Origin of the sequence: Shewanella sp. TB7-MNA-CIBAN-0143 (genome assembly GCF_040310065.1) — a bacterium.
GTDB lineage: Bacteria > Pseudomonadota > Gammaproteobacteria > Enterobacterales > Shewanellaceae > Shewanella.
Genome location: NZ_JBEOPL010000003.1, coordinates 216,353 through 241,920, shown reverse-complemented (window position 1 = coordinate 241,920; position 25,568 = coordinate 216,353). Strand labels below are relative to the sequence as shown.

Sequence of the window (25,568 nt, the reverse complement as noted above, 5' to 3'; positions counted from 1 at the left end):
CATTTTACAAATTATATTTAGTTATTTCATGTTTTACTTCACCAAAAACTCTCCCGCTTATATACTACCGCTACTATTTTTGATTTATCTGGAATTATTGAGTGAAGTGGTTTAAACGTTTATTAATTGCATTTTTTAGCCTATCACTACTTGGCATTGCTGCTATAGCTGCCGCTTACTTTTATGTGCTACCTGACTTACCCGATGTTAATTCGCTAAAGACGGTCCAATTACAAACTCCGCTGCGTATTTACAGCCGCGATGGCAAACTGATTTCTCAATTTGGTGAGAAACGTCGCATACCTGTCGAGTATGAAGAAGTGCCCTTTCAGTTAATTAATGCCGTACTCGACACTGAAGATGCGCGCTTTTTTGAACATAATGGTATTGATCCGATTGGTATTATCCGCGCGGCAATCATATTAATAACAACAGGTAAGAAAAGCCAAGGTGCAAGTACGATTACACAACAGGTTGCCCGAGGATTTTTCTTATCTAACGAAAAAACATACATTCGTAAAGTAAAAGAAATCTTCCTTGCATTGAAAATTGAAAAGGCGTTATCGAAAAAAGAAATTTTAGCTCTTTATTTAAATCGTTCATTCCTAGGTAACCGCGCTTATGGTGTTGGTGCTGCTGCTCAAGTCTATTATGGTAAAGAACTGAGCCAATTGACACTACCAGAAATGGCAATGATAGCAGGCCTACCACAAGCTCCATCTGCAGCTAATCCAATTAGAAACCAATCACGTGCGATATCTCGTCGTAATTGGGTATTGAGTCGTATGCTAGAGAAACGCAATATTACTCAAGCAGAATATCAAGAGGCTATCAGTAGCCCGTCGACCGCGAAATACCATGGTGCTGAAATTGATTTATACGCTCCGTATGTTTCAGAAATGGCGCGTGATTACATGATCCAGAAATACGGTGAAGAAGCAGCCTATACTAACGGCTACAATGTCTACACCACGATATCATCCGAACTCCAATTGATGGCGCAGGAATCACTAAGAGACAACGTTTTTGCTTATGATCAACGCCATGGATTCCGTGGTCCTGTGACTGAATTATGGACTGATACTCCGCTCGACCATGATGAGATTGTCGCTACGTTAAAACGCACCGACTCAATGCAGGGCATTATGCCCGCTGCAGTTATAAGCGTTCAAGATCAACAAGCACAGGTAATGGATGACAAGGGCGAACTGATTACACTTGAATGGAAAGGCCTAAAATGGGCGCGTAAGTTTATAAGCGATAAACGCCAAAGCTTACCACCAAAACAAGCCAGTGATATTTTGACCGCTGGTCAACAAGTGTGGATCCGTCATAATGGTAAGTATTGGCAATTGTCTCAAATACCACAAGTCTCTAGTGCGACAGTGTCACTTGAACCTCATGACGGTGCGATTAAAACCCTCGTCGGTGGATTTAGCTTTAGTCAAAGTCAATTCAACCGAGTGACTCAAGCTAAACGCCAATTAGGTTCCAATATTAAACCTTTTATTTATGCTGCTGCGTTAGAAAAAGGTTACACACTGGCTACGCTCATCAATAACGCTCCGATTAACAAACCAGATACCCGTCAGGGCACTGCGTGGCGTCCTAAAAACTCACCAGACATTTACGGTGGTCCAACACGTTTACGTGTCGGTTTAGCTCAGTCTATTAACGTTATGTCAGTCAGAGCGATGCGCCACACAGGCTTAGATGACACTATCAAAAAACTAGTACAGTTTGGTTTTGATCCGAGTGATTTACCCCGAAATGAATCGTTAGCATTGGGTTCACCTTCAGTGACACCGTTACAGGTCGCCACTGCATTTAATAGCTTTGCAAATGGTGGTTATTTAGTTGAACCTTACTTTATCGATCGCGTGACCGACTCATACGACAACACGATTGAACAAACCATTCCCGCTATTGCATGTAGCAAACCAGTCCCCTCTGTTGAAGATGATGTGGTTATTGAAGATCCATTTGCTGCGATGGCTGAAGAATTCTCTCAGCAAACTCCAGAAGCATCAGTAGATACATTAGATGGAGAAGTTGAAGCAACGTCCATTACCGCTGAACAAAACATTTGCAGTAATCCACAAGCTCGCTTTGCTAAGCGAGTCGTTTCAGAACAAACTGCATTTTTGATCACTGAAGCGCTAAAGAGCGTAATTTGGGGCGGCGGCGACTGGAGCAAAGGTACTGGTTGGAATGGTACAGCTTGGCGTGCATCTAAATTAATTAAGCGTCATGACATTGCGGGTAAAACAGGTACAACTAACGAATCTCGAGACACTTGGTTCAGTGGTTTTAACCCTACACTTACAGCAACTTTCTGGGTTGGCTTTGATGACCATGGACGTCAGCTAGGACGCTCAAGCTGGATGGCTACCGGCGAACCAGATCAGATATCAGGTGCGGAAGCGGGTGCTAAAACCGCTGGTCCTGGTTGGAATGACTATATGAATAAGGCCCTGTCTGGTACGCCTGAACCTTCTGTTATCCCGCCAAAAGGAATTGTATCTGCACGTATTGATTTAGCGACTGGCAAATTGACTCGCAAGACAGACCACACTACCGAGTTTGAGTATTTTGTTGAAGGTACAGAACCCAAAGAATATGTTACTGAAACACAGCAAAGTGGCGATATTTTTATCGACAATGTTGCTGAAGATTTATTTCAATAATAGGGTTTAAAATAAATTGATTAAAAAAGCCATTCAGTCGAATGGCTTTTTTATTACTGATTTTATAGCGTATTTAATCTTAGACAATGGTGTTGGGTATCAGTAATTGATGCAGTTCAGTTAAATTACGAACCTGATAACTTGGAGAGATATCATCACTTATAGGTTCGTCATGATGATTTAACCAACAAGTGTCGATACCTGCATTGATACCGCCTAAGATGTCAGAATGTAAGTTATCGCCAACCATAAGTACTTGATGCTTCTCCGGCTTTCCCATTAAGCTAAAAGCATGATGAAAAATAGCAACATCTGGCTTTGCTATACCTAGTTGTTCAGAAATAACCACCGGATTAAAAGCATCTTCAAAGCCAGTACGGCTCAAGCGGATATTTTGTAGCTCGGTAAAACCATTAGTAATTATACCAAGGTTAACTTTACCGCTTAGAGAATCAATCAGTTCCCGGGCACCAGGCAATGGCTGACAAATATCGGCCATAGCCGCAAGAAACTGACTGTTTAGATGCTGTGGAGTAACAGATAGTTTGTTCGCCCAGTGATGGAATCGGGTATGTTGTAAATGCGTAGCACTAATTAAACCGTTTTGATACTCGACCCACAATGGTTTATTTACTTGCTGATAAACAGCAAAGTCATCAATATTAAAATCAACTTCAAAGCGCGAAAACATTAATTTCAATCCAGCAAAAGCATCGAAATGAAATAGCGTTTCATCGGCATCAAATAAAATCCATTTATATTTATTGAGCAAATTCGACATCTACGAAGTCCTTCTTTTGTTTAAATGAATAACTAACCTCAGATCAAAATAATGCACATTATTATAAAACTTTTTGTGCTGCTACTTATGGTAATAGGTATGATCTCAAGCTGAAGTGAGTTAACGATGGTGACTACGAGTTAAATAATGACATTAACTGCGCTTCTTGCTGCAGTAGACTTTGATAAATAGTTAACTGATTTATAGCGCGATCAAGATTGTGAGTTGGATACTTGATCCCAAAATATGTATCGCCATTTAAATAATCCGTTAAAAACCGTACCCCAAGCATTAATGGCATCACTTTAGTGCCGAGCCATAAACTACGTTTTTCGAGCGGAGTAATAATGTCAGCTAGAGATTCCATGTACGATGTTGTAGCTGCAATAATAATCTCAGGTCGGGCATATACATTGGTTAAATTAGTTGAGTCCTCTGGCTCTGGAGAGCAAAAAGCGCGCACCATATCACCAAAGTCATACATCAAATATCCTTTCATGCAGGTATCTAAATCAATAATGGCCATGCTGGACATATCTCGCCCATCAAACAGCATATTATTGATTTTAGTATCATTATGACATATTCGAACCGGTAATTCGGCTTCGTATTGTACCAATGTTGCCAGTAAATCTGTCTGTGACAAACACAAATCGACCCAATCTTTACAATGACTTAATCGATTATGAGTGTCAGCTGCCTTTGCATCACGCAATTGAGCGATACGTTGAGGTAAATTCAAAAAATCAGGGATAACATCGACAATGTAACTAGGGTTCAAATCACTTAATGCTGCGGCAAAATGCCCAAAAGCCTCAGCTGCCAACTTAGCTTGAGCTGGTGTATCAACCACTTCAATCGTGTTGCTATGAGGTAAGTAATCTATTGCTCGCCAAAAACCTTGTTCGCCTAAATCCAAATATAGTGCACCTGCTATAGTGGCTATTGGACTAACCACTTGTAATGGATAATGGTGCTGTTGGTGCTTAATCAATAAATGCTGGCTAATATTGGCAGCATTTTGAATGACCACCTTAGGTTCAATAAATACTTGGGTATTAATGCGCTGCAACACCAACGATTTTGATTTATCACTCACCAAGAAGGTTTGATTAATATGGCCATTACCCAATGGATAAAGCGTACTATGCTCACTACTAAAACCAAACTGAGGCAATACATTTTTACGGATAAAATTGACCAATCAAAAACTCCAAATCATGTTCATCAAAGCAAAGATAACCAACACATTTCTTCTGTTTGGTTACCTTAATAATGGTTACTGGCTTAGTATCATTTCAAATTGAGGGTTTTGCATTAATGTTGCTTGGCTGCCCTTTAAACTAAATTCATAACCACACAACTTAAAGCTACCTCTAAGCGCAACATGATTAACAATGGCATCTTTATCCAGTGGCGTAAATCGAGCTTCACTGGCACCATCATCTAGTAGATCAACCGTTATTGGTCGGTAACGGCTACCGTCATTAAATTCAAGGTTGGTACAGGTTTTATCACCTATTGCAGTCGCTAAACGCCATAAATTTTGTTTATCACCACTTTCACCTAACCAACGTACGATAAGGATTTCGCCCTCTAAAGCGAGCCAAAACCCATCAGGCAGTTTGATCATTTGTCGAATGCTGGCTTGTTGTTGATTACTCATATCATCAACATGCTCAGTTTGCTCTGTGCCGTCGCCAGAAAATACACTGATTAAAGTGAAAACCAAATACACAACCACACTAACAGCAATAATAGCCGCAGCAATTTTACCGATTAAAATCAACTTTGTCTGGTGTAACTTAGCCACATTCAGCCAAGACTTTGCAAGTTCAGTAATCGACCCTGACTGCAACGCATCTTGATCAACATAAAGCGGCTGATGACTACGTTCTTGCGACGTCGAAAACGAATTGACCGGATCATCTTCTGCTGCTGTATCGAAATGTTGATCCATGTGCGTGCCAGCTTGCTCGAAACTTGTTTGCGGCACAGCATCATCATTAAATGGATGTTTGTCTCTATCGGCAGAATCTGGATGAGTTACCCCCGTAAACGCTACTTCATCAGCTGGCTCTCTTGATGAAAAAGTGTTATCAGGCTGCTCATGAACAGGCATAACCTGCCCTTTCATTACCGGTTCTTGTCGATGAAAAACCGAGCCCGAAATGGATACTGATACCATGCTTGGTCCATAATATCCTTGCACATAGTTAATTGAATTTTTAGCCGGTAAGAATGCTAGGTAGCCACCACAAGCCAGGCCAAACAAAAACACTCCTGCTAGTGCGCCTAAAGGCGCCATTAAGTAGGTTAATATGCCAAAAACCAATACCGGAACAACACATACCATTGCCAATTTAATCGACTTATTGGCATCATTTAAGCGACGAACAGCCGATAAACCAACAACAGGCATTACTGCTAGCGTCACAATCCAATTAATTACACTTGCCGGAAATACAACAGCAGCGATTATTAGCAACAAAAATGCAGCTAAAATAACTCCCATTAACCTTAAGCCTGTGTCACGACCATCTCGGCACAGTAGGGTTTTTACAGACATCAATCATTCCTATTCATTTACAAAAAAATCAAAAAACAGCTGGCTACATAACAGAATGAGTCGGTGATTATCGTGCGTTATTACAACACAAATGGGTTGTTCTCATCATCAAAATCGACACCCGCTATTAATAGCGCAAAGCCTACAGAATTTATCTTATAAAGCCATACCCAACCTAGCTTTTGCGTTACTTTTTTATTCACTATCGCGTAAGTCACTTTTTATCAATCTACGAGCTGATTTTACTAATCTAATAGCAATAATACACAATACCAATATCTATCATTGCGCTAGCATAACCCTACAGTTAACGAGTATAATATTAAGCTTTCTTAATGAATAATCGGATGAGAAACCCTTTTTATGAGCACTCGTGGAAATCTTTTTATTGTGTCAGCCCCCAGTGGCGCAGGTAAATCATCACTTATATCAGCACTATTAAAAGATAAACCCAGCGATAAACAGGTTTCAGTGTCACATACGACCCGCAAACCTCGTCCAGGCGAAGTCGATGGCCAACATTATCATTTTATTACTGTGGAACAATTTAAAGCACTAATTGCCCAAAATGCCTTTATTGAATGGGCCGAAGTTTTTGGCAATTTTTATGGCACTTCCAAGCTCGTCATCGAACAAACATTAGATAAAGGCATCGATGTATTTCTTGATATTGATTGGCAGGGCGCAGAACAAGTAAAAAAATTAATGGAAACGGCGATTGGAGTGTTTATTTTACCGCCGTCTAAAACTGAGCTTGAACGCCGTTTAACCGGCCGAGGTCAGGATAGTCAGCAAGTAATTGATTCACGCATGGCACAAGCCGTTTCGGAAATGTCACATTATGCACAATACGAATTTATAATTGTAAATGATGATTTTGATAACGCGCTAGCCGATTTAAGCGCCATTATTCGCAGTCAAAGGCTAACCTGTGCTAGTCAGCAGCATGCGCAAAATGATATGATTGTTGATCTCTTGGCAGATTAATTGTCATAGTGTACAATTTTGCGTCATTTTTTCCCATAGATAACACTGGAGTTTCAACACATGGCTCGCGTAACTGTAGAAGACGCCGTAAATAAAATCGGCAACCGTTTTGATATGATCCTGGTTGCAGCGCGTCGTGCACGCCAAATCGCCGTCCAAGGTAAAGAACCTATGGTTGATGAGATGAATGATAAACCAACGGTTGTCGCTTTACGTGAAATCGAATTAGGTTTAGTCACCTCAAACACTTTAGATGCTGATGAGCGCCAAACTGTTCGTGAACGTGAAGCAGCTGAAATTGCCGCTGTCGCAGCCATTGCAGAAGGCCGCGTTTTATAAGGAGTAGCGCCACTTGTATCTGTTTGAAGGTCTAAAAGAGTCAGCATCCAGCTATTTAGAGCCGGATCAAGTAGAATTACTCAAGCAGGCCTATTTGGTTGCGCGTGATGCCCACGAAGGGCAAATGCGCACAAGTGGCGAGCCTTATATTACCCATCCGGTTGCGGTTAGCCGCATCTTGGCAGACATGCGTCTCGATCACGAGTCGCTTATGGCTGCCTTGCTTCATGACACCATCGAAGATACTCCTGTCACCAAAGAAGAACTCACAGAGTTATTTGGTGTGGCGGTTGCAGAACTGGTGGAAGGTGTTTCAAAACTTGATAAAATCAAGTTTCGTGATAGAAAAGAAGCCCAAGCGGAAAATTTCCGTAAAATGATGATGGCAATGACTCAAGATATTCGAGTTATCCTCATCAAGTTGGCTGACCGAACTCACAACATGCGCACACTGGGCTCACTTCGCCCTGATAAACGTCGTCGTATTGCTCGCGAAACCCTAGAAATCTACGCCCCAATAGCTAACCGATTAGGTATTCACAATATCAAAATCGAACTTGAAGACTTAGGTTTTCAAGCCTATTACCCTATGCGACATAGAGTGATACGTGATGTTGTCAAAGCAGCTCGTGGGAATCGTAAAGAATTAATTAACAGTATTGAAGTGGCCATTGAAACACGCCTTGAAGAAGCTGGGATCCCCACTAAAGTCAAAGGTCGTGAAAAAAACCTCTATTCGATTTATCGAAAAATGCGCAGTAAAGAACTTCAATTTCAAGAGGTTATGGATATCTATGCGTTCCGAGTTATCGTTGACTCTATTGATACCTGTTATCGCGTGCTCGGCGCTATGCACGGATTATACAAGCCGCGCCCAGGACGTTTTAAAGATTATATCGCTATTCCCAAAGCCAACGGTTATCAATCATTACACACATCATTATTTGGCCCTCATGCGGTTCCTGTTGAAGTGCAAATTCGCACTGAAGAAATGGATCAAATGGCCGACAAAGGTGTTGCTGCGCATTGGATGTATAAAAACAATACCGATACGGCTCAACAAAGCACTTCTCAAGTTCGTGCTCATAAATGGATGCAAAGTTTGCTTGAGTTACAGCAAAGTGCAAGCAGCTCATTTGAATTTGTTGAAAACGTTAAAACTGAATTATTCCCTGAAGAAATCTACGTATTTACCCCTGAAGGTCGTATCTTAGAATTGCCGGTCAATGCCACTGCCGTCGATTTTGCCTACGAAGTGCATACTGATGTGGGCAATACCTGTGTTGGCGCACGCGTTAATCGTCAAGCATATCCGTTGAGCCAACCATTAATTTCAGGGCAAACAGTCGAAATCATTACCGCAAAAGGTGCTCGCCCTAATGCTGCATGGTTAAACTTTGTCGTAACGGGTAAAGCTCGTGGTAAAATTCGTCAAGTATTAAAGAGTCTTAAAGGCGATAACGCTATCGCATTAGGTAAGCGTTTACTAAACCATGCCTTAGGTGATACTAAGCTTGAGACCATTCCGGCTGAATTACTTGAGAAAGTGATCAAAGAAACCAAACACACATCTTTAGACTCGCTGCTAGCAGATATTGGCTTAGGCAATGCCATGAGCATTGTGATTGCCCAGCGCTTGGTTGGTGAGCAGTTTGATTCGCAAGATAGCAATAAAGAAAAACCACAAATGCCAATTCGCGGTGCTGAAGGTATGTTGGTCACTTACGCTAATTGTTGTCGCCCAATCCCTGGTGATGCCGTCATCGCCCATGTAAGCCCAGGCAAAGGTCTGGTAGTGCACATGGAAAGTTGTGCCAATATTCGCGGCTATCAAGGCGAACCTGATAAGTATATTTCAGTGCATTGGGATAACGTAGAAGGCGCAGAATACCAAGCAAATCTACGCGTTGAAATTGTTAACCATCAAGGTGCATTAGCAAAAATTACTTCTATCATCGCATCTGCTGGATCTAATATTCATAATCTCAGTACCGAAGAACGTGATGGCCGAGTGTATTTGATTAATTTACGTATTTCAGTTAAAGATCGTGTTCACCTTGCAAACGTTATGCGCAGAATACGTGTTTTACCTGAAGTATTACGCACCTCGCGTAACCGCTAGTCACTGATAACCATTAAAGAGAGCACGCACAACATGGCCGAAAAAATTATCATCGCAACCGACAAAGCTCCACAAGCTATTGGCACTTACTCACAAGCAGTTAAAGTCGGCAGTACCGTTTATCTTTCAGGTCAGATTCCGTTAGATCCAAAAACCATGACCATGGTAAGCGATGATTTTGCAGAACAAGTCGTACAAGTGTTCGAAAATTTGACCGCTGTATGTGAAGCAGCAGGTGGAAGAATGAGTGACATCGTTAAGCTCAATATCTTCTTAACCGATTTATCTCATTTTGCCACTGTAAACGAAATTATGAGTCGTTACTTCCAACAACCTTATCCAGCTCGTGCCGCTATTGGCGTCAAAGAGTTACCAAAGGGATCATTGGTAGAAATGGATGGAATAATGGAAATATAAGGACAACTGTATGATATTTTCTTAAGGCGCCTAGGGCGCCTTTTTTATTACCTATGACTTTTTCAAAGTAGAGTATTTGCTCAATATCTATTGTTTATTCAGTAGATTCTGCTAACGTGTTTATAGTGTTATCTTGCACACATACTGTGCAATTGTTTGCGCCAGCGCACAAAAATGGCCATACTAAATTTATAGAGACCCACAATAACAATAAAGAACATGGAAGCGTCGATGGAAAATTTAATTAAAACTCCTGTTGAGATGTTGTCTCATTGGGTAGATACGCAAGGTGACAAAGTTTACCTTCGCCAGCCGATTGACGGTAAATATGTTGATTTCACATGGCGTGAAGTTCAGCAAAAGATGCAACAAATTGCAGGTTCACTGCGTCATTTAGGTTTAGAACGTGGCGATAAAATTGCTGTGTTGTCGAAAAACTGTGCCGAGTGGTTTATTGTCGATTTAGCATTAATGTACGGTGGTTACATTAGTGTGCCTGTTTATCCAACCGCTAATGCAGAAACTATTCGCTATGTACTTGAACATAGCGGCGCTAAAGCCATTTTTACCGGTAAACTCGATCATTGGGCTGAACAAGAAGCCGCTGTTGGCGGTGAAATTCTCCGTTTAGCCATGCCATATGACACCATGCCAGCACAATATCATTGGGATCACTTGTTAAAGCTGGGTCAGCCGCTCGTTGACGAGCCGTTCCCAACTGCAGATCAAGTCATGACCCTGATTTACACCTCTGGTTCAACCGGCAAACCCAAAGGCGCGATTCAAAGCTTTACCAGTTATGGCTGGGCGTGCGAAGCGGTGATTCGTGATTTACAAACCAATACTACTGACCGACTATTATCGTACTTACCACTAGCACACATTACCGAACGTGTGGCTATTGAAGGCTCGTCATTTTATTCAGGAGCAACGGTTTCTTTTGTAGAAAGCCTCGACTCATTTGTTGATGACATTCAACGCTGTCGCCCAACGGTGTTTTTCTCGGTACCGCGTTTATGGACAGTATTCCAATTAAATATCATCAACAAGATTGGTGAGAAAAAACTCAAAACCTTACTCAAACTGCCCATCATTAGCAGTATTGTTAAGCGTAAAATTAAGAAAGGTTTGGGACTCGACCAATCTCGCTTGAACGGCTCAGGCTCAGCACCCATCCCACCATCATTGATTCAATGGTATTACAGCATTGGCATCGATATTTGTGAAGCGTGGGGAATGACCGAAAACTGTGCTTACTCGATAATTAACTTCCCATTCAACGCCAAGAAGATCGGCACGGTTGGCCGGCCAGTTGAAGGCTGCTTAGTACGTCAAACTGAAGAAGGTGAGTTATTAGTTAAAAGCCCAGGCTTGATGAATGGCTATTACTTACAAGAAGAAGCCACCGCCGCAGCATTTACTGAAGATGGCTTTTTCCACACTGGCGATTTGTGCGAAATTGACGCAGACGGTTACATCGACATTACCGGCCGCGTTAAAGACAATTTCAAAACCTCAAAAGGTAAGTATGTTGCTCCAGTGCCGATTGAACGTAAATTAGCTCAGGACACTCATGTAGATTTAATTTGTGTTATCGGTTCAGGTTTACCACATCCGGTCGCGTTAGTGCAGCTTTCAGAAGGTTCAAAACTTCAGCCTCGCGAAGAAGTAAGAACATCGTTAAAAGAGACTCTCGATGGTGTTAATCCACATTTAGAGTCACACGAACATGTTGATGCCATTATCGTTGTTAATGATGAGTGGACCATTGAGAATGACGTGTTAACCCCGACGTTGAAAATTAAACGTCACGTACTTGAAAAAGCGTTTACCGCCAAAGTAGACGGTGTTCGCGGCGCCAAAGTACGTTGGGAAGACGAGTTGTAATAATCAGCTAACGATTATCTATCTTCAAAAAATACACGCAATATGCGTGTATTTTTTTGACATATTCTGTCAATATACCCGCCATTAACTATGCAGCGTTAACACTATCGTTGTACACCATTTATTAGGCAGAAACTCGAATGTTCATTGCGTTATCCATTATCGGCGGTTTTATTATTTTAACCATTGGCGCTGAAGCACTTGTGCGCGGAGCCAGTGCCGTAGCGCTACGTTTGGGCATTGCCCCACTTATTATTGGCTTAACCATTGTGGCATTTGGTACCAGCGCCCCTGAATTAGCCGTTAGTGTTAAATCAGCATTAGCAGGTAATCCAGGTATAGCCTTAGGTAATGTCGTCGGCTCCAACATTGTCAACATTGGTTTAATTCTAGCTATCACCGCTCTTATTCGCCCTATTACAGTGCAATCTCAAATGGTGAAGCGCGACATCCCTATCATGATTGCCGCTTCAGTATTAATGTGGTTTTTACTGCTTGATGGTGAAGTGAGCTTTATCGACGGTGCCATTTTATTCAGCGCACTTGTTGGCTATTTAGTTTTTAGTTATGTTAGTGCCAAAAATAACCCAGAAGATCTGGATGTTGATGCCAGCCCGCAACACCCTGGCTTATCTATCGCATTAATCATTGTTGGTATCGCGATGTTAGTTGGTGGTGGCATATTATTTGTTGATGGTGCCGTAGATTTAGCCAAACAGTTTGGCATTAGCGAAGTCATCATCGGCTTAACCATTGTGGCTATTGGTACCAGTATGCCAGAGCTTGTCACCTCGGTGATGGCAGCTCTTAAAGGTCAAAGCGACATTGCCATCGGTAATGTTGTTGGATCAAATATTTTCAACGTACTCGGTATTTTAGGCGCAACAGCATTAATCCACCCAGTTTCCGCGGCCGGATTTAACGAAATCGATTTTATCGCCATGTTGATCTTCGCCTTCATGGTATTACCGTTTGCTTGGAGTGGCTTACGTATTGGTCGTCGTGAAGGTAGTGTTCTGTTAGCTGGTTACCTTGGCTACACCAGTTATTTAGTGATGCAAGTGGTTTAAGTTATCGGAAAATATTACTCACAATAAAGACCGAATATTGATTCGGTCTTTTCATAAAAAATGCTAAATATTCACTCATATTTAACAAGCTCTACTGAAAATAAATGACATTTGTCATCTTCAATTGATGACCTTTGTATCTAAGAATATCCTTCGTCTATCGCCATACTACACCTATCCCAACAACATCTTGATTGGGGAAACGTAAATGGAGATAGCCATGAAAACCTTATTACTGATCACCAGCTTAACCTTAGTCAGCCACACTAGCTTTGCTAATATTAGCGATATTGATGCTGCAGCTAACACCATGAATATCACTGAACTGAGTCAATACAGTGAACAGGCTATTGATTATGAAAAAGCCTATGCTGATTATCGCCTAGCCATTACAGCCAACATCATCGGCCAACGTCAACTCGCTACAGATTCATTAAACAATGCCCAGCACACATTAGAATCCCTTTTAGTCCAAGATCCATCTGCAGACCAACAAGCTCTTCTTGCTGCGGTATACGGAATGCAAATCTCGTTTGATAATAGCAAAGGTGCTGTATTAGGAATGAAAACAGCGCAATTATTGCAACAAGCAAACGATCTCGAACCTAACAATCCGCGAGTCAGCCTAGTGCGAGCAATTAATGCATTTTATACCCCAAGCGTATTTGGTGGCGGCCTCGATAAGTCACAAACATTAGCAACCCAAGCAATTAGTCAATTTGAGCAGCCTTGTAACGAAATCTGTTGGGGACATGCAGAAGCCTATACTTGGCGCGGACTAGCGAAACAGGAACAAGGCGACTTAAAAGGTGCTTTACAAGATTGGCAAACCGCCACTGAGGTTGACCCTCAGTATGGATGGGCAACATATCTGTTAAACCAACAAACAGTAAAGCAGTAATCGACCAGTTAATTATTACTCGCATAGGTTTTAGTTAGCGCGCAGTTACTCTATGATTAACTGCGCTAGGAGGCACAATGACATCATGTTTATCATCTAATAATGAAAAAAGTTACGAGCAAAAAACCGCTTGGGTTTACCTCATAAACTTAGGTTTTTACTTTATTCCCTTGTATTTCATGGACGGTCAATGGTTAAAGATTACGATTGCGATCGGATTATTAGTGCCCTTTATTATTGGTTATTTCTGGGCTTATAACAGTAGCAAAGAGCAAGCCCTCAAACCCATTGGGTTAATGTTTTTCACAGCAATAGCGTCGTCATTCGTCAGTAGTGGTGCCATATCACTATTCAGTTTTTGCTGCTTCTTTGTTGGTTTTTTCTACTCACTTCGCACTGCTATATTGAGTTTTATCGGACTGAGTATTTTGCTTTTAGTCATCGATATCAGCATGGGTTACTCAGGCTACTTTTTTACTTTTTATGGTATGGGAATTTGCTTAGGTGTCGGAGTTTTTGGTGTGATTGAACAAAATCGCCAACGAATAAAACGCCAGCAACAACGATCAAAAGATGAAGTCGCCAATTTAGCCACCGCATTAGAGCGCGAACGTATTGGCCGCGATTTACATGATGTTATGGGACATCACTTAGCCGCCATCGCCTTAAAAGCAGAACTGGCAGACAAGCTCATTACCTCAGGTAAAATCGACCAAGCGCAGCTGCAAATTCATCAAGTTAGCGTGATAACTCGAGACTGTTTAAGCCAAATTCGCCACACGGTATCGGGTTATAAACATCAAGGGTTAACCCAAACGTTAAACACCTTAGCCAGCACGTTAAGAGATAACGCTATTGCTGTCAGCATAGAAGGCACATTCCCTAAACTCAGTGAACTCATGGAATCGCAAATCAGCTTGCTACTAACTGAGTTGATTAATAACACCATAAAACACAGCCAAGCGACACATTGCACCTTGTGTATTGAAACAAGCCAAGACCGGCTCAAACTCAACTTTATCGAGAATGTGCCGGTTAAAATTATCACCAAAGGCAACGGATTAACAGGCATTCAAGAGCGAGTAAGCTTGCTACATGGCACAATCGACTATCAATTAATTCCCCATTATAAAGTGAGTATCCAATTGCCACTAATTGAGCCCGTTAGATGAAAATTCTATTAGCCGAAGATCAAGCGATGGTAAGAGGCGCCCTCGCCGCGTTGCTCACATTAGCGTGTGATAGCTTAAATGAAATAGAGATTGTCGAAGTCGAAGACGGCGATAAAGCGATGCAACAACTTAAAACAGATTCATTTGACCTGTTGCTCACCGACATTGAAATGCCTGGAAAATCAGGTTTAGAGCTGAGCCAATGGTTACAACAACAGCGCAGCCAGACCAAAGTGATTATTCTGACCACCTTTGGCCGAGCCGGTTATATCAAACGCGCATTAGAATACGGTGTCGGTGGTTTTTTATTAAAAGACGCTCCGTCTGATGACTTAATTAATGCGATTAAACAAGTGATGGCGGGTAAACGGGTTATCGATCCAGAATTAGCTTTTACCGCTATTGGTGAAATAGACCCTCTCAACGACAAAGAGAGGCGTGCATTGCGCCTGGCAAGCGAAGGCTTATCAACCAGCGATATTGCCAGTCAGTTGTTTATTGCAGAAGGCACAGTACGAAACTATTTATCGGAAGCCATCAGCAAACTCAATGCCAGTAACCGAATTGATGCTGCCAGAATCGCTAAGCAAAAGGGTTGGTTGTAATTAACGGCTTAATATTGCCTTGTATTCAAAGTCTGCTAAGATACCTTAAACATCTGTATATAATTACAGTGATTCGAGATTGATAGCTTGAAATCGCTATGGTTTTTACATCTTTGATAATCAATTTAGGTAAGCACAATTTGCTACGACTGGATCTTGTTCCGATCACCGACCTTAAAGGCGTTGCTAAAAAGGTTGCGGAAAAACTGGCTAAGTTAGGTATTAAAACAGTACAAGATGTACTGTTTCATTTACCGCTGCGTTATGAAGACCGTACGCAAATCCATCCTATTGCCGCATTACCTCCTGGCAGTTATGGCACCATCGAAGCAGAAATTCAGTCGACTCAAATCATGCAAGGTCGGCGGCGCATGTTAGTGTGTAATGTCCGTGATCACAGCGGAATGATGAGCCTACGGTTTTTTAATTTCTCGATGGCACAACGTAACGCCATGGAAAATGGTGCCAGCATTCGGGCTTACGGTGAAATACGCCGCGGCAATCATCATAAAGAAATTGTTCACCCAGAATATCAAATTATTCATCCTGGTGAATCGGTCACATTAAGCGACACGCTGACGCCTATTTACCCGACAACTGAAGGGGTAAAACAAGCCAGTTGGATAAAGCTAACAGAGCAAGCCTTGGCGATGTTAGACCAGGGTGGATTACCCGAGTTGCTTCCCAGTAGATTACAACCAAACAATATTAGCCTGCGTGATGCACTGCATATTTTGCACCGTCCCCATAGCTCGGTGTCCCCTTTTGAATTAGAACAAGGTCAACATCCAGCACAACAAAGATTAATCCAAGAAGAACTGCTGGCGCATAATCTGAGCATGTTGCAAATACGCCAGCGCAGTAATCAAGATGCCGCGGTGCCAATGCCTGCTACCGGGCAATTGTTAAGTCCTTTTTTAGCGCAACTGCCCTTTAAGCCAACAGGAGCACAGCAACGAGTTGTTGCCGAAATCAACCAAGATCTTCAGCATCCAACACCCATGATGCGTTTAGTTCAAGGCGACGTGGGTTCAGGTAAAACCTTAGTGGCAGCACTAGCGGCATTACAAGCAATTGAAAACGGTTACCAAGTGGCCATGATGGCACCTACTGAGTTATTGGCTGAACAGCACGCAGCTAATTTTGCAACTTGGTTTGAACCACTTGGACTAAAAATCGGCTGGCTGGCGGGTAAACTCAAAGGTAAAGCCAGAAGCCAATCCCTTGAAGATATTGCCTCTGGTGCGGCACAAATGGTCATCGGTACTCATGCGATATTTCAACAAGCGGTGGTGTTTAACAAGCTGGCATTGATCATTATTGACGAACAACATCGTTTTGGGGTTCATCAACGCTTAGGATTACGAGAAAAAGGCGTCAGCCAAGGTTTTCATCCACACCAGCTAATCATGACGGCCACTCCGATCCCACGAACTTTAGCCATGACAGCTTATGCAGATTTAGACACCTCAGTAATTGACGAGCTTCCTCCAGGACGCACCCCAGTGACAACCGTTGCGATTGCCGATAGCCGCCGTGAACAAGTGATTGAGCGAGTCAAACAAGCTGCATTACACGATAATCGCCAAGCTTATTGGGTATGTACTTTAATTGAAGAATCTGAGGTGCTTGAATGCCAAGCCGCAGAAGACACCGCAGCTGAACTCACCATTGCACTACCTGAGCTCAAAATTGGCTTAATCCATGGCCGAATGAAAAGTGCTGAAAAGCAGGCGATTATGGCGCAATTTAAAGCGGGTGAGTTGAACTTATTAGTCGCGACTACCGTCATAGAAGTCGGTGTAGATGTAGCCAATGCCAGTTTAATGATTATCGAAAACCCTGAACGATTAGGCCTAGCACAGTTGCACCAGTTAAGAGGCCGAGTAGGCCGAGGTGCTGTTGCTAGCCATTGTGTATTACTTTATAAAGCGCCACTGTCACAAACCGCCACTAAACGTTTAGGTGTGCTGCGCAGCAGTAATGATGGCTTTGTAATTGCTCAAAAAGACTTAGAAATCCGAGGGCCAGGTGAAGTGCTTGGCACCAAACAAACCGGTTTGGCAGATCTTAAAATAGCTGATCTAATACGTGATCAACATTTAATTGCCCCAACCCAAAAATTGGCATCACACGTATACCAGCAAGTGCCTCAAAACGTAGATGCTATCATTCAACGCTGGATAGGTGATAGACAGCAATATGTCCAAGCTTAAATAGATCTTAATATATTGTTCATTATCATCAGTTATCACTAGACAAGTCTGCTGAATATTGCAGAATGGTATACTAATCGTATTCGTTATCTGGTCGTGCAGCGGGAATTCAAATGGCTGTAATCAGGGCGAAGGTTTGAAAGCATAGCCATTTTACGTTGAAAGGCTGCAACGCAGAGTTAAGTAATTAGAAACCCGTCCTTCGGAAGCGTTTCAAGCATTCAAGTACTGCATTGCATTAACTTAAAAGGGAACAACCATTCCTATATTAATACGCCTTGAATTGAAAAGCTTGAGACGCTCTGAACGGTTAAGATAACTGATGTGATTGATATTATGCAGTATTTTTCGACTCCACCAAGATATTTATATCGATTAGCAATAACCCCAAGGAATTGAAATGCAAGTTAATGAAGAAGACCGAATTACCCCACAAGCCGCTGAGAAACCAGGGTCTAACATGCTATTAATCGCTATCGCGGTAATCGCCCTGTTAGGCGCGAGCAGTTATTTCTATTTTACCAGTGATGACACTGAAGAATTTGAACCGGTTGTTATCACTCCAGTTGAGCTGCCAGAGTCAGTTCCAGAGACACCAATAGAACAAACGCCTATTGAAGAACCGCAAAACATTACCACCACAGATGATGTAGTACCCACAGGAGACTCTGAAAAATCTACGGAAGCTGTAGTTGCAGAACCACTTCCTGCATTAGCTGAGTCTGATGATTTTGTTGAAGCAAAAACATTAGCTATAGCCAACGGTATGAAAATAGCGCCGATGATCTTGAAAAAAGATATTGCCCGCCAATTTGTGGTGTTTGTTGATAACCTAGCCCAAGGCGATATTGTGCGTAAAGCTAGCCCGTTAAAAGGCCCTGACACGCAATTTACCGTGAGTGAAATAACCAACAAAACATATCTTAATCCAGACGGTTATCATCGCTATGATTTGTATGCTAATTTTATAGCAGGCTTGAGTGAAAAAGACTTAGTGACTACTTACACTGAGTTAAAACCACTATTTGCCGAAGCCTTTACTGAACTCGGTTACAGTGATATTGATTTTGATAAGCGTATGCAACAGGCTTTTAGCATGATTGCTAGCGCGCCCATTATTGAAGACCCTATTGAGTTATCGTCAATCAGTGTTAACTATAAATATGTCGATCCAAACCTTGAAGCATTACCTAATGCTCAAAAATTGTTGATCCGTATGGGGCCAGACAACACGCGAAAAATTAAAGAAGCTGTCAAAAAATTGCAACAAAGCTTTGCGAACAAATAAGCTTTTACATCAAGCGGTAAAGCTATTTTAGTAAGCTATCTGTTATCAGCGCGACGGTTACCGTCGCGCTTTTTTATTTAATGGTCACTTTGTTGAATTAACAATCAGCTATTAGGCTTTTTCGTCCATACAGCTTCTTATCTACATTAACTTAGGTGTACAATTAGCAAGGTTAACGAATATTCATTATTACATAATTATTGTTAACACTTAGAAAAGGATAGCCAAGCCGTTATAGAGGGAATGTAGTGCATTTAGAATTTGAGCTTCTATCATGGGGCGCATGGTCGCCGGACTTTCAGACACCTGAGAGTTGGCTACAATGGCAGCAGCCTAACAGCAACCCGTCACCTAAGTCTGACTCGCCAGCATTGAAGCATATTCCTGCTATGCAACGTCGTCGCTTTAGTCGCTTAACCAAAATGATGCTTACGGCGGCATACCAATGCCAACCACAGAATAATTGCCGCAGTATTTTTTCATCTCGCCATGGAGAGCTCACGCGCACCTTGGGCTTGCTCAAAGATATCACTCAAAAACAGGCGTTATCGCCAATGGCTTTTAGCCAATCCGTGCACAATACTGCCAGTGGAATTTTTGGTATTGTTAATAACAATACCGCTTCGTCTACATCGATTGCCGCTGGAGAACAAACTCTCACTCAAGCACTCATTGAAGCCTACGCGCAATTAGCGCAATCGCCACAACCAGTATTAGTTGTTTTTGGTGATGATCCGGTTCCACCGGTATACAGTGAGTTTACTCACGAAGTCGAGCTGCCCCTGGCCTTAGGTTTGTACCTCGCGCCATTCAATAGCCGTGCCCAACAAGCTAAAAAACAGCTTGCAGACATCATTTTACAACCTGCATCAGCTCAGCGAATAACCCTTAGCGTATCTGATCATCCGCTCGACAATCACAACCAAAACAACATCAGCTTGAGCGAATTGATCCACCATATTGCTAGTAAAAAGCATATCCAAGGTAAATTATGCCATTGGTATTGGTCGCTTGAACATCATGCCTAATCAACAACATACAGCACAAGCTGCTGACACTATTGAGCAAAAAAAAGCCTCAGCCCCAAAACTCAGCGGTTTACGTTATATACCTCGCTGGGTTGGTGGTGTGTGTTGTTATATTGCTTTTGGTTTAGGCGGCTTGTTGAGTTCATTAACTATTTTACCGCTATTACGATTTTGGCCGGGCGAGAAAACAGTGCGCGTAGCTCGGGCCCAAAAAGCCGTCAGCTGGATGTTTAAAGCATTTGTTGCCATGCTCAGTTTTGCTGGAGTGATAGCTGTGAGCACCAAAAATATTGAGGCACTACAGCAAACAAAAGGGAAAGTGGTCATCGCTAATCATCCGACATTAGTGGACGTGGTGGTATTGATTAGTCTTATGCCGAATGCGGGCTGTATTGTAAAACAAAGCTTATGGCGTAATCCGTTTATTCGCGGCGTGCTTGCCAGCGCAGGTTACATCCCTAATCGTGGCGCCGATTGGCTATTACATGACTGCCAGCAAGTGCTGCGCACCGATACTAATCTGATTATTTTCCCCGAGGGTACCCGAACATTAACCGGTAATATTGTTAACTCCTTTGCGCGTGGCGCCGCCAATATTGCCTTGCGCACTAAAACCGATATTTTACCTGTGGTACTGCGTACTGATGTTGCAGGCTTAACTAAGCAACAATCTTGGTACCAAATTCCACGGCAAACCATCAATATGTCAGTAGAAATTGGCACAAGCATGTCATACCTGCTGTATGATGCTAAACAAGGTAATGAAGCCAAAATGGCTCGACAGCTGACGCGCGACTTACAGCAATTTTACCTTGATACACTTAAACAGCCTATCAAGTCACATTGATAGCCATACTTATAAGAAAGACAAAAAATGAACTTACACAATCAAATAAAACAACTGATCATTGATTGCTTAGATCTAGAAGATGTCACTGTCGATGATATAGAAACCGATGCGGCCTTATTTGGCGAAGGTCTGGGCTTAGACTCGATCGACGCACTTGAATTAGGCTTAGCAATTAAGAAAGAGTTTGATGTCAAAATTGAAGCCAACTCTGATGCGACTAAAGCACACTTTTTCAGTGTTGCTAGCTTAGCTAGCTTTATTGAATCTCAACGTGTTTAGGAGTCAGCATGCAAAATCGTGAACAAATCCTTGAGATGCTAAGTGGCATTTTAATTGATGAATTTGAAATAGAGGCAGCAGATATCACGCTTGAAGCTTCTTTGTATGAAGATCTAGATTTAGACAGCATTGATGCGGTAGATTTGGTGATTAAATTGCAACAGCTGACGGGTAAAAAAATTCAGCCAGAAGCATTTAAAACCGTGCGCACAGTCAATGATGTCGTTGATGCCATAGAAGGCTTAATAAAAAGCTAATGCGGTTAATCCTGCAGATTATTACGACCTTGGTGATTATTGCTTACCCTATTGCGGTGTACTTTGGTTTGCAGTATTTACCACCAGGCACAATCGCTTTGCTGCTGTGTTTGTTATTATTGCTACGGTTTATGGTCACTAAGCAGCAAGTAAAATCCATGACATTGCCAATACTGGTGGGCATAGGATTAACCGCAGCCAGTTTCATTACTCAACGTAACGACTGGTTACTGTTTTATCCGGTGGTGATAAATCTGAGCATGTTGGGATTATTCAGTTATTCACTGATTAATGGTCCAAGCATGATTGAGCGCTTGGCACGTTTAAAAGAGCCGGATTTACCAGACTCAGCTATACCTTACTTACAAACCATCACTAAACTTTGGTGTGGGTTATTTGTTGTTAATGGTGCTGTGGCTGCCTATACCGCCATAGCAACAAGCATTGAAATATGGACGCTTTACAACGGACTGATCGCATACCTGCTTATGGGGTTGCTGCTCAGTGGTGAATGGATTTATCGTCGCTTTTGGTTGAAAAAACATGAATAAGCTTTTACTCAATTGGTTATCAACAGGACCTGCCACGCAGCAGTTAATCAGCTTTGACCATCATGACATCATGACGGGATCGTTGTTTTGCGCGCAAGTGGCCCACTTACATGCTCAGCTGATTCAAAGTGATGCTCAGCGCTGGCTGCTTGCTGCAAAGCACAGTGACTTATTTGCCGCTGGTTTATGCGCAGCCTTGTTAGCCGGTAAACAAGTGATATTGCCTGCCAACACCCAAAGCGGCACCTTGAGTGAGCTCAACCATGAGTTTGATGCCATTATTGCCGACACGCCGTTATGTGAGGTGCGTGAGTATATCGCGCTCAAAAAAGAACTCAGTTTACCCGCAGCAACTTGGCCTAAAACCAAGTCATTAGGTGAATTAGTGTTATTCACCTCGGGCAGTAGCGGCCTGCCTAAAGCGATCAAAAAAACACTGCAACAACTGGATGCAGAAGTCAGTATTCTTGAGCAAACATTTGCCGAACATTTGCCTCATTGTTCAGTGGTATCGACGGTTTCACATCAGCATATCTATGGTTTATTGTTTAAAATTTTGTGGCCTTTGGCCGCAAGCCGAGCATTCTTAAGTGAACAAATCGACTTTCCAGAAACCTTAAGCTACTACTTGGCCATCATGCCAAATTTGTGTTTAATCAGTAGTCCAGCTCAATTGACCCGCTTACCTGATGCACTAGATAATCAAAAACAACAACGTATCCCAAGCTTAATTTTCAGCTCTGGTGGTCCGTTAAACTTTGATGCAGCCCAGGCAGTTAAACAATGCTTTAATCAATTACCTATTGAAATATTTGGCAGCACTGAAACGGGCGGTATTGGATATCGACGCCAACAGCAACCCATGCAACCATGGCAAGCATTTACCCAAGTGAATGTCGATATGGACCCGCAAGATGGCGCGCTGATGCTGCAGTCTGTTTATTTAGACAATCCAACTCAATGGTTAAAATGTGATGACAAAATTGAACTGTTAGATGATGGCCAGTTCCGTTTATTGCATCGCCTTGACCGCATTGTAAAAATTGAAGAAAAACGCTTATCGTTAGCGCAAGTGGAGCATTTACTGCAAACTCATCCTTTTGTCAGCGAAGCGGCCGTCACGGTTTTAGAACAACCGCGTACCATGTTAGGTGCTGCAGTCTGTTTAAGTGAATTAGGCCAGCAAACACTCAAAGCGGAAGGGAAATTAGCGGTTAATAATGCCTTAAAAAACCATTTATTGAGCCAGTTTGAGCGCATCACCCTACCACGACGCTGGCGTTACCCGGCACACTTGCCACTCAACAGCCAAGGCAAGCGTACCCAAGCAGAAATTGTCGCTTTATTTAGTCATGATTAAGTCAGAATTACCGCATATTGTTAGCCATGAAGGCGGTAACAATCTCTATCAATGGCGTTTATTTGTCAGTGCAGATTTAGCCTTTTTCGATGGCCATTTTCCTCAGCAAGCCGTATTACCAGGTGTCACCCAATTAGATTGGGCGGTCAAACTTGGCTGTGAGGCGTTTGGTTATTCAGCCCAAGTGGCCACATTAGAAGTGCTTAAATTTCAGCAACTCATTTTGCCCGATACCTATGTTGATTTGATCATTGAACATCAGCCTCAAAAAGCAAAACTGCTCTTTAGCTATCGGGATCAAGATAAACGGTTTGCCTCTGGCCGTATTGTGCTTAAGCCAGCAGTAGTGACTACTGCGCCGACAGTCAATGAGATCGCCTGATGAAACTAGCCTTGGTTATTCCCAATTACAATCATCATATTGCCATTGAACAAACCTTAACTGACTTGGCAAAATTCAATCTGCCTTGTTATTTGGTTGATGATGGTAGCCAAGATGAAACCCGTTATATTTTACAAGCCATGGCAGAAAAATTTAGCTGGGTAACGCTCATTAACCATCCTTTTAATCGTGGTAAAGGTGCGGCAGTAACCAGCGGCCTACGCCAAGCTTACCGCGATGGTTTTAGCCATGTATTACAGGTTGATGCTGATGGACAACATAATTTAGACGATATCCCGTTAATGATATCGACTGCAGAACAACAGCCACAGGCATTAATATCTGGCCAACCGATTTATGATGACTCGGTGCCTAAAGGGCGTTTATACGGGCGTTACATCACCCATTTTTGGGTATGGGTTGAAACCTTAAGTCTCGACATTCAAGATTCTATGTGTGGCTTTCGGGTTTATCCATTAGAGGCAACCGAGCAGTTATTAAGCCAACAAGCTCTGGGCGAACGGATGGACTTTGATATTGAAATCATGGTCAAACTGCACTGGCAAGGCACTCCAGTGGTTCATGTGCCGACCAAAGTCATCTACCCAGAAGACGGTATTAGCCACTTTCAAGGCTTGCAAGACAATGTACGCATTAGCTGGATGCACACTAAGTTATTTTTTGCTATGTTGACTCGCTTGCCACAAATTCTGAATAAAAAAAGCCCCCATCAACATTGGTCATCAATGGGAGAGCGTGGCAGTTATTGGGGCATAAAATTACTGGCAGAATGTTATCGCTTAGGTGGCCACTGGTTGTGCCGAGCCATTATGTATCCGGTGATTGGTTATTTTTTTCTAACCGGTGCTTCTGCTCGTCACGCGTCGATGAATTTTCTTACCCGAGTGCAGCAACAAGTTCCAGATCATCCAGATTTACATCACCCCCCCCAGTGGCGCGACAGTCTAAATCACTTTATTGCTTTTGGTAATGCTGCTCTAGATAGGATCGATGCCTGGTGCGATCGTATCAAACTCAATCAAGTCGATTTTAACGATCGTCATATTCTGGCAAACCAAGTGGCTTCTGGTCGAGGAGCCGTGCTGATTGTGTCGCATTTAGGTAATTTAGAGTTATGCCGTGCGATTTCAATCCACCAGCAGAAAGTAAAAGTCAACGTTATGGTATTGACTCAACACGCCGAAAACTTTAACAAAGTATTACAACAGCTAAACCCACAAAGTAGCCTTAATCTTATTCATGTTAATGAACTTGATCCCAGTACTTCTATGCTGTTACAGCAAAAAATTGATATGGGCGAAATAGTGGTTATTGCAGCCGACCGCACCTCATCAAACAGCCAAGGTCGGGTGGTTTACCTCCCATTTCTCGGTCATGAAGCGCCGTTTCCGCAAGGACCATTTATTCTTGCTAGCTTGTTAAATTGTCCGGTTTACACCATGTTTTGCATTCGCCAACAAGGCCGTTATAAAGTACATGTCGAACACTTAAGTGATAGTTTAAAAGGCCCGCGAGCAGGGCGCATTGCACGCTTAACTGATGCAATGAAATTGTACAGCCAACGCTTAGAGTACTTTGCCAAACAGGCACCATTGCAGTGGTTTAATTTTTACGATTTTTGGCATAAAGACGAATTGATTGATCGTCCGCTGTCGCGCCCCGCTAGTGCTGTCAATACGGGTACAGCACCTAATACTAGTAGTGCACCTAATACTGGTAGTGCACTTAATACAAGTGCTGCGTCAAATACAAATACTGCACCCGCTAACAGCACCACTTCACCTAGTCAGGATAACTAA

Annotated in this window: 23 protein-coding genes; 20 read left to right on the top strand and 3 right to left on the bottom strand. The window is 42.4% G+C overall.

Features of this window, described 5'->3' with window-relative positions:
- The first annotated feature begins 101 nt into the window (after positions 1-101).
- Positions 102-2,687 (top strand): penicillin-binding protein 1A, encoded by a 2,586-nt coding sequence (locus tag AAEY97_RS03925; RefSeq protein ID WP_101087313.1) that lies wholly within the window; start codon positions 102-104, stop codon positions 2,685-2,687.
- Between the two features lie 79 nt (positions 2,688-2,766).
- Here AAEY97_RS03925 and yjjG read toward each other — a convergent pair whose 3' ends face one another.
- The 3 genes from yjjG to AAEY97_RS03910 form a co-directional block, all read right to left on the bottom strand.
- Positions 2,767-3,468: a pyrimidine 5'-nucleotidase gene (gene yjjG / locus AAEY97_RS03920; RefSeq protein ID WP_162022138.1), complete on the bottom strand. Its 702-nt coding sequence runs from the start codon at positions 3,466-3,468 to the stop codon at positions 2,767-2,769.
- 133 nt (positions 3,469-3,601) lie between these two features.
- Complete coding sequence (locus tag AAEY97_RS03915; protein ID WP_350996739.1) at positions 3,602-4,672, bottom strand: phosphotransferase enzyme family protein; 1,071 nt, start codon at positions 4,670-4,672, stop codon at positions 3,602-3,604.
- A 75-nt stretch (positions 4,673-4,747) separates the two neighbouring features.
- The gene (locus AAEY97_RS03910; RefSeq protein WP_350996737.1) at positions 4,748-6,037 is read right to left on the bottom strand and encodes a DUF805 domain-containing protein; all 1,290 of its coding nucleotides are present in this window, start codon (positions 6,035-6,037) and stop codon (positions 4,748-4,750) included.
- Positions 6,038-6,400: 363 nt separating this feature from the next.
- Between AAEY97_RS03910 and gmk the strand changes: the two genes are divergently transcribed.
- From gmk to AAEY97_RS03815, 19 genes are all read left to right on the top strand, one after another.
- Positions 6,401-7,024, top strand: a complete 624-nt coding sequence (gene gmk, locus AAEY97_RS03905) for a guanylate kinase (protein ID WP_350996734.1) — start codon at positions 6,401-6,403, stop codon at positions 7,022-7,024.
- 60 nt (positions 7,025-7,084) lie between these two features.
- The gene (rpoZ, locus tag AAEY97_RS03900) at positions 7,085-7,363 is read left to right on the top strand and encodes a DNA-directed RNA polymerase subunit omega (RefSeq protein WP_011635854.1); all 279 of its coding nucleotides are present in this window, start codon (positions 7,085-7,087) and stop codon (positions 7,361-7,363) included.
- Between the two features lie 13 nt (positions 7,364-7,376).
- Entirely contained in the window at positions 7,377-9,485 is a 2,109-nt protein-coding gene (spoT, locus tag AAEY97_RS03895; RefSeq protein WP_011635853.1) for a bifunctional GTP diphosphokinase/guanosine-3',5'-bis pyrophosphate 3'-pyrophosphohydrolase, read from the top strand.
- A gap of 33 nt (positions 9,486-9,518) precedes the next feature.
- Complete coding sequence (gene ridA, locus AAEY97_RS03890) at positions 9,519-9,902, top strand: deaminase RidA (protein ID WP_011635852.1); 384 nt, start codon at positions 9,519-9,521, stop codon at positions 9,900-9,902.
- Between the two features lie 231 nt (positions 9,903-10,133).
- Positions 10,134-11,789 (top strand): AMP-binding protein, encoded by a 1,656-nt coding sequence (locus AAEY97_RS03885; RefSeq protein ID WP_101084973.1) that lies wholly within the window; start codon positions 10,134-10,136, stop codon positions 11,787-11,789.
- Positions 11,790-11,929: 140 nt separating this feature from the next.
- A complete protein-coding gene (locus tag AAEY97_RS03880) occupies positions 11,930-12,859 on the top strand; it encodes a calcium/sodium antiporter (protein WP_101084972.1) in 930 nt (309 codons plus the stop codon).
- 220 nt (positions 12,860-13,079) lie between these two features.
- Positions 13,080-13,760, top strand: a complete 681-nt coding sequence (locus AAEY97_RS03875) for a tetratricopeptide repeat protein (protein WP_182743270.1) — start codon at positions 13,080-13,082, stop codon at positions 13,758-13,760.
- A gap of 77 nt (positions 13,761-13,837) precedes the next feature.
- Entirely contained in the window at positions 13,838-14,932 is a 1,095-nt protein-coding gene (locus tag AAEY97_RS03870) for a sensor histidine kinase (protein WP_350996730.1), read from the top strand.
- On the top strand, positions 14,929-15,537 hold the full coding sequence (locus AAEY97_RS03865) for a response regulator transcription factor (RefSeq protein ID WP_162022132.1): 609 nt from the start codon (positions 14,929-14,931) through the stop codon (positions 15,535-15,537). Before AAEY97_RS03870 ends, AAEY97_RS03865 begins: the two co-directional genes overlap by 4 nt.
- Positions 15,538-15,677: 140 nt before the next feature.
- Positions 15,678-17,753: an ATP-dependent DNA helicase RecG gene (gene recG / locus AAEY97_RS03860; RefSeq protein WP_350996727.1), complete on the top strand. Its 2,076-nt coding sequence runs from the start codon at positions 15,678-15,680 to the stop codon at positions 17,751-17,753.
- Positions 17,754-18,153: 400 nt separating this feature from the next.
- Positions 18,154-19,041 (top strand): DUF3014 domain-containing protein, encoded by an 888-nt coding sequence (locus tag AAEY97_RS03855; protein ID WP_350996724.1) that lies wholly within the window; start codon positions 18,154-18,156, stop codon positions 19,039-19,041.
- A gap of 248 nt (positions 19,042-19,289) precedes the next feature.
- Positions 19,290-20,069 carry a beta-ketoacyl synthase chain length factor gene (locus AAEY97_RS03850; protein ID WP_350996721.1) on the top strand — a complete coding sequence of 260 codons (780 nt, stop codon included), beginning with the start codon at positions 19,290-19,292 and terminating at the stop codon, positions 20,067-20,069.
- Positions 20,062-20,916: a lysophospholipid acyltransferase family protein gene (locus tag AAEY97_RS03845; protein WP_162022129.1), complete on the top strand. Its 855-nt coding sequence runs from the start codon at positions 20,062-20,064 to the stop codon at positions 20,914-20,916. The genes AAEY97_RS03850 and AAEY97_RS03845 overlap by 8 nt, the downstream gene beginning before the upstream one ends.
- A 27-nt stretch (positions 20,917-20,943) precedes the next feature.
- Entirely contained in the window at positions 20,944-21,198 is a 255-nt protein-coding gene (locus AAEY97_RS03840; RefSeq protein WP_101084965.1) for a phosphopantetheine-binding protein, read from the top strand.
- Positions 21,199-21,206: 8 nt separating this feature from the next.
- The gene (locus AAEY97_RS03835) at positions 21,207-21,455 is read left to right on the top strand and encodes an acyl carrier protein (protein ID WP_101084964.1); all 249 of its coding nucleotides are present in this window, start codon (positions 21,207-21,209) and stop codon (positions 21,453-21,455) included.
- Complete coding sequence (locus tag AAEY97_RS03830; protein ID WP_162022128.1) at positions 21,455-22,006, top strand: COG4648 family protein; 552 nt, start codon at positions 21,455-21,457, stop codon at positions 22,004-22,006. Before AAEY97_RS03835 ends, AAEY97_RS03830 begins: the two co-directional genes overlap by 1 nt.
- The gene (locus tag AAEY97_RS03825) at positions 21,999-23,366 is read left to right on the top strand and encodes an AMP-binding protein (RefSeq protein ID WP_192114049.1); all 1,368 of its coding nucleotides are present in this window, start codon (positions 21,999-22,001) and stop codon (positions 23,364-23,366) included. Before AAEY97_RS03830 ends, AAEY97_RS03825 begins: the two co-directional genes overlap by 8 nt.
- Entirely contained in the window at positions 23,359-23,748 is a 390-nt protein-coding gene (locus tag AAEY97_RS03820) for an ApeI family dehydratase (RefSeq protein ID WP_350996718.1), read from the top strand. Before AAEY97_RS03825 ends, AAEY97_RS03820 begins: the two co-directional genes overlap by 8 nt.
- A complete protein-coding gene (locus tag AAEY97_RS03815; protein ID WP_350996715.1) occupies positions 23,748-25,568 on the top strand; it encodes a glycosyltransferase family 2 protein in 1,821 nt (606 codons plus the stop codon). The genes AAEY97_RS03820 and AAEY97_RS03815 overlap by 1 nt, the downstream gene beginning before the upstream one ends.

Bases quoted from the DNA above. Each gene is read 5' to 3' on its own strand.
- AAEY97_RS03910 (WP_350996737.1), bottom strand. From the start codon at position 6,037: ATGTCTGTAAAAACCCTACTGTGCCGAGATGGTCGTGACACAGGCTTA.
- rpoZ (WP_011635854.1), top strand. From the start codon at position 7,085: ATGGCTCGCGTAACTGTAGAAGACGCCGTAAATAAAATCGGCAACCGT.
- AAEY97_RS03855 (WP_350996724.1), top strand. From the start codon at position 18,154: ATGCAAGTTAATGAAGAAGACCGAATTACCCCACAAGCCGCTGAGAAA.
- AAEY97_RS03875 (WP_182743270.1), top strand. From the start codon at position 13,080: ATGAAAACCTTATTACTGATCACCAGCTTAACCTTAGTCAGCCACACT.
- yjjG (WP_162022138.1), bottom strand. From the start codon at position 3,468: ATGTCGAATTTGCTCAATAAATATAAATGGATTTTATTTGATGCCGAT.
- AAEY97_RS03840 (WP_101084965.1), top strand. From the start codon at position 20,944: ATGAACTTACACAATCAAATAAAACAACTGATCATTGATTGCTTAGAT.
- AAEY97_RS03865 (WP_162022132.1), top strand. From the start codon at position 14,929: ATGAAAATTCTATTAGCCGAAGATCAAGCGATGGTAAGAGGCGCCCTC.
- AAEY97_RS03820 (WP_350996718.1), top strand. From the start codon at position 23,359: ATGATTAAGTCAGAATTACCGCATATTGTTAGCCATGAAGGCGGTAAC.
- ridA (WP_011635852.1), top strand. From the start codon at position 9,519: ATGGCCGAAAAAATTATCATCGCAACCGACAAAGCTCCACAAGCTATT.
- AAEY97_RS03835 (WP_101084964.1), top strand. From the start codon at position 21,207: ATGCAAAATCGTGAACAAATCCTTGAGATGCTAAGTGGCATTTTAATT.
- gmk (WP_350996734.1), top strand. From the start codon at position 6,401: ATGAGCACTCGTGGAAATCTTTTTATTGTGTCAGCCCCCAGTGGCGCA.
- AAEY97_RS03815 (WP_350996715.1), top strand. From the start codon at position 23,748: ATGAAACTAGCCTTGGTTATTCCCAATTACAATCATCATATTGCCATT.
- AAEY97_RS03830 (WP_162022128.1), top strand. From the start codon at position 21,455: ATGCGGTTAATCCTGCAGATTATTACGACCTTGGTGATTATTGCTTAC.
- AAEY97_RS03870 (WP_350996730.1), top strand. From the start codon at position 13,838: ATGACATCATGTTTATCATCTAATAATGAAAAAAGTTACGAGCAAAAA.
- AAEY97_RS03845 (WP_162022129.1), top strand. From the start codon at position 20,062: ATGCCTAATCAACAACATACAGCACAAGCTGCTGACACTATTGAGCAA.
- AAEY97_RS03885 (WP_101084973.1), top strand. From the start codon at position 10,134: ATGGAAAATTTAATTAAAACTCCTGTTGAGATGTTGTCTCATTGGGTA.
- AAEY97_RS03880 (WP_101084972.1), top strand. From the start codon at position 11,930: ATGTTCATTGCGTTATCCATTATCGGCGGTTTTATTATTTTAACCATT.
- AAEY97_RS03825 (WP_192114049.1), top strand. From the start codon at position 21,999: ATGAATAAGCTTTTACTCAATTGGTTATCAACAGGACCTGCCACGCAG.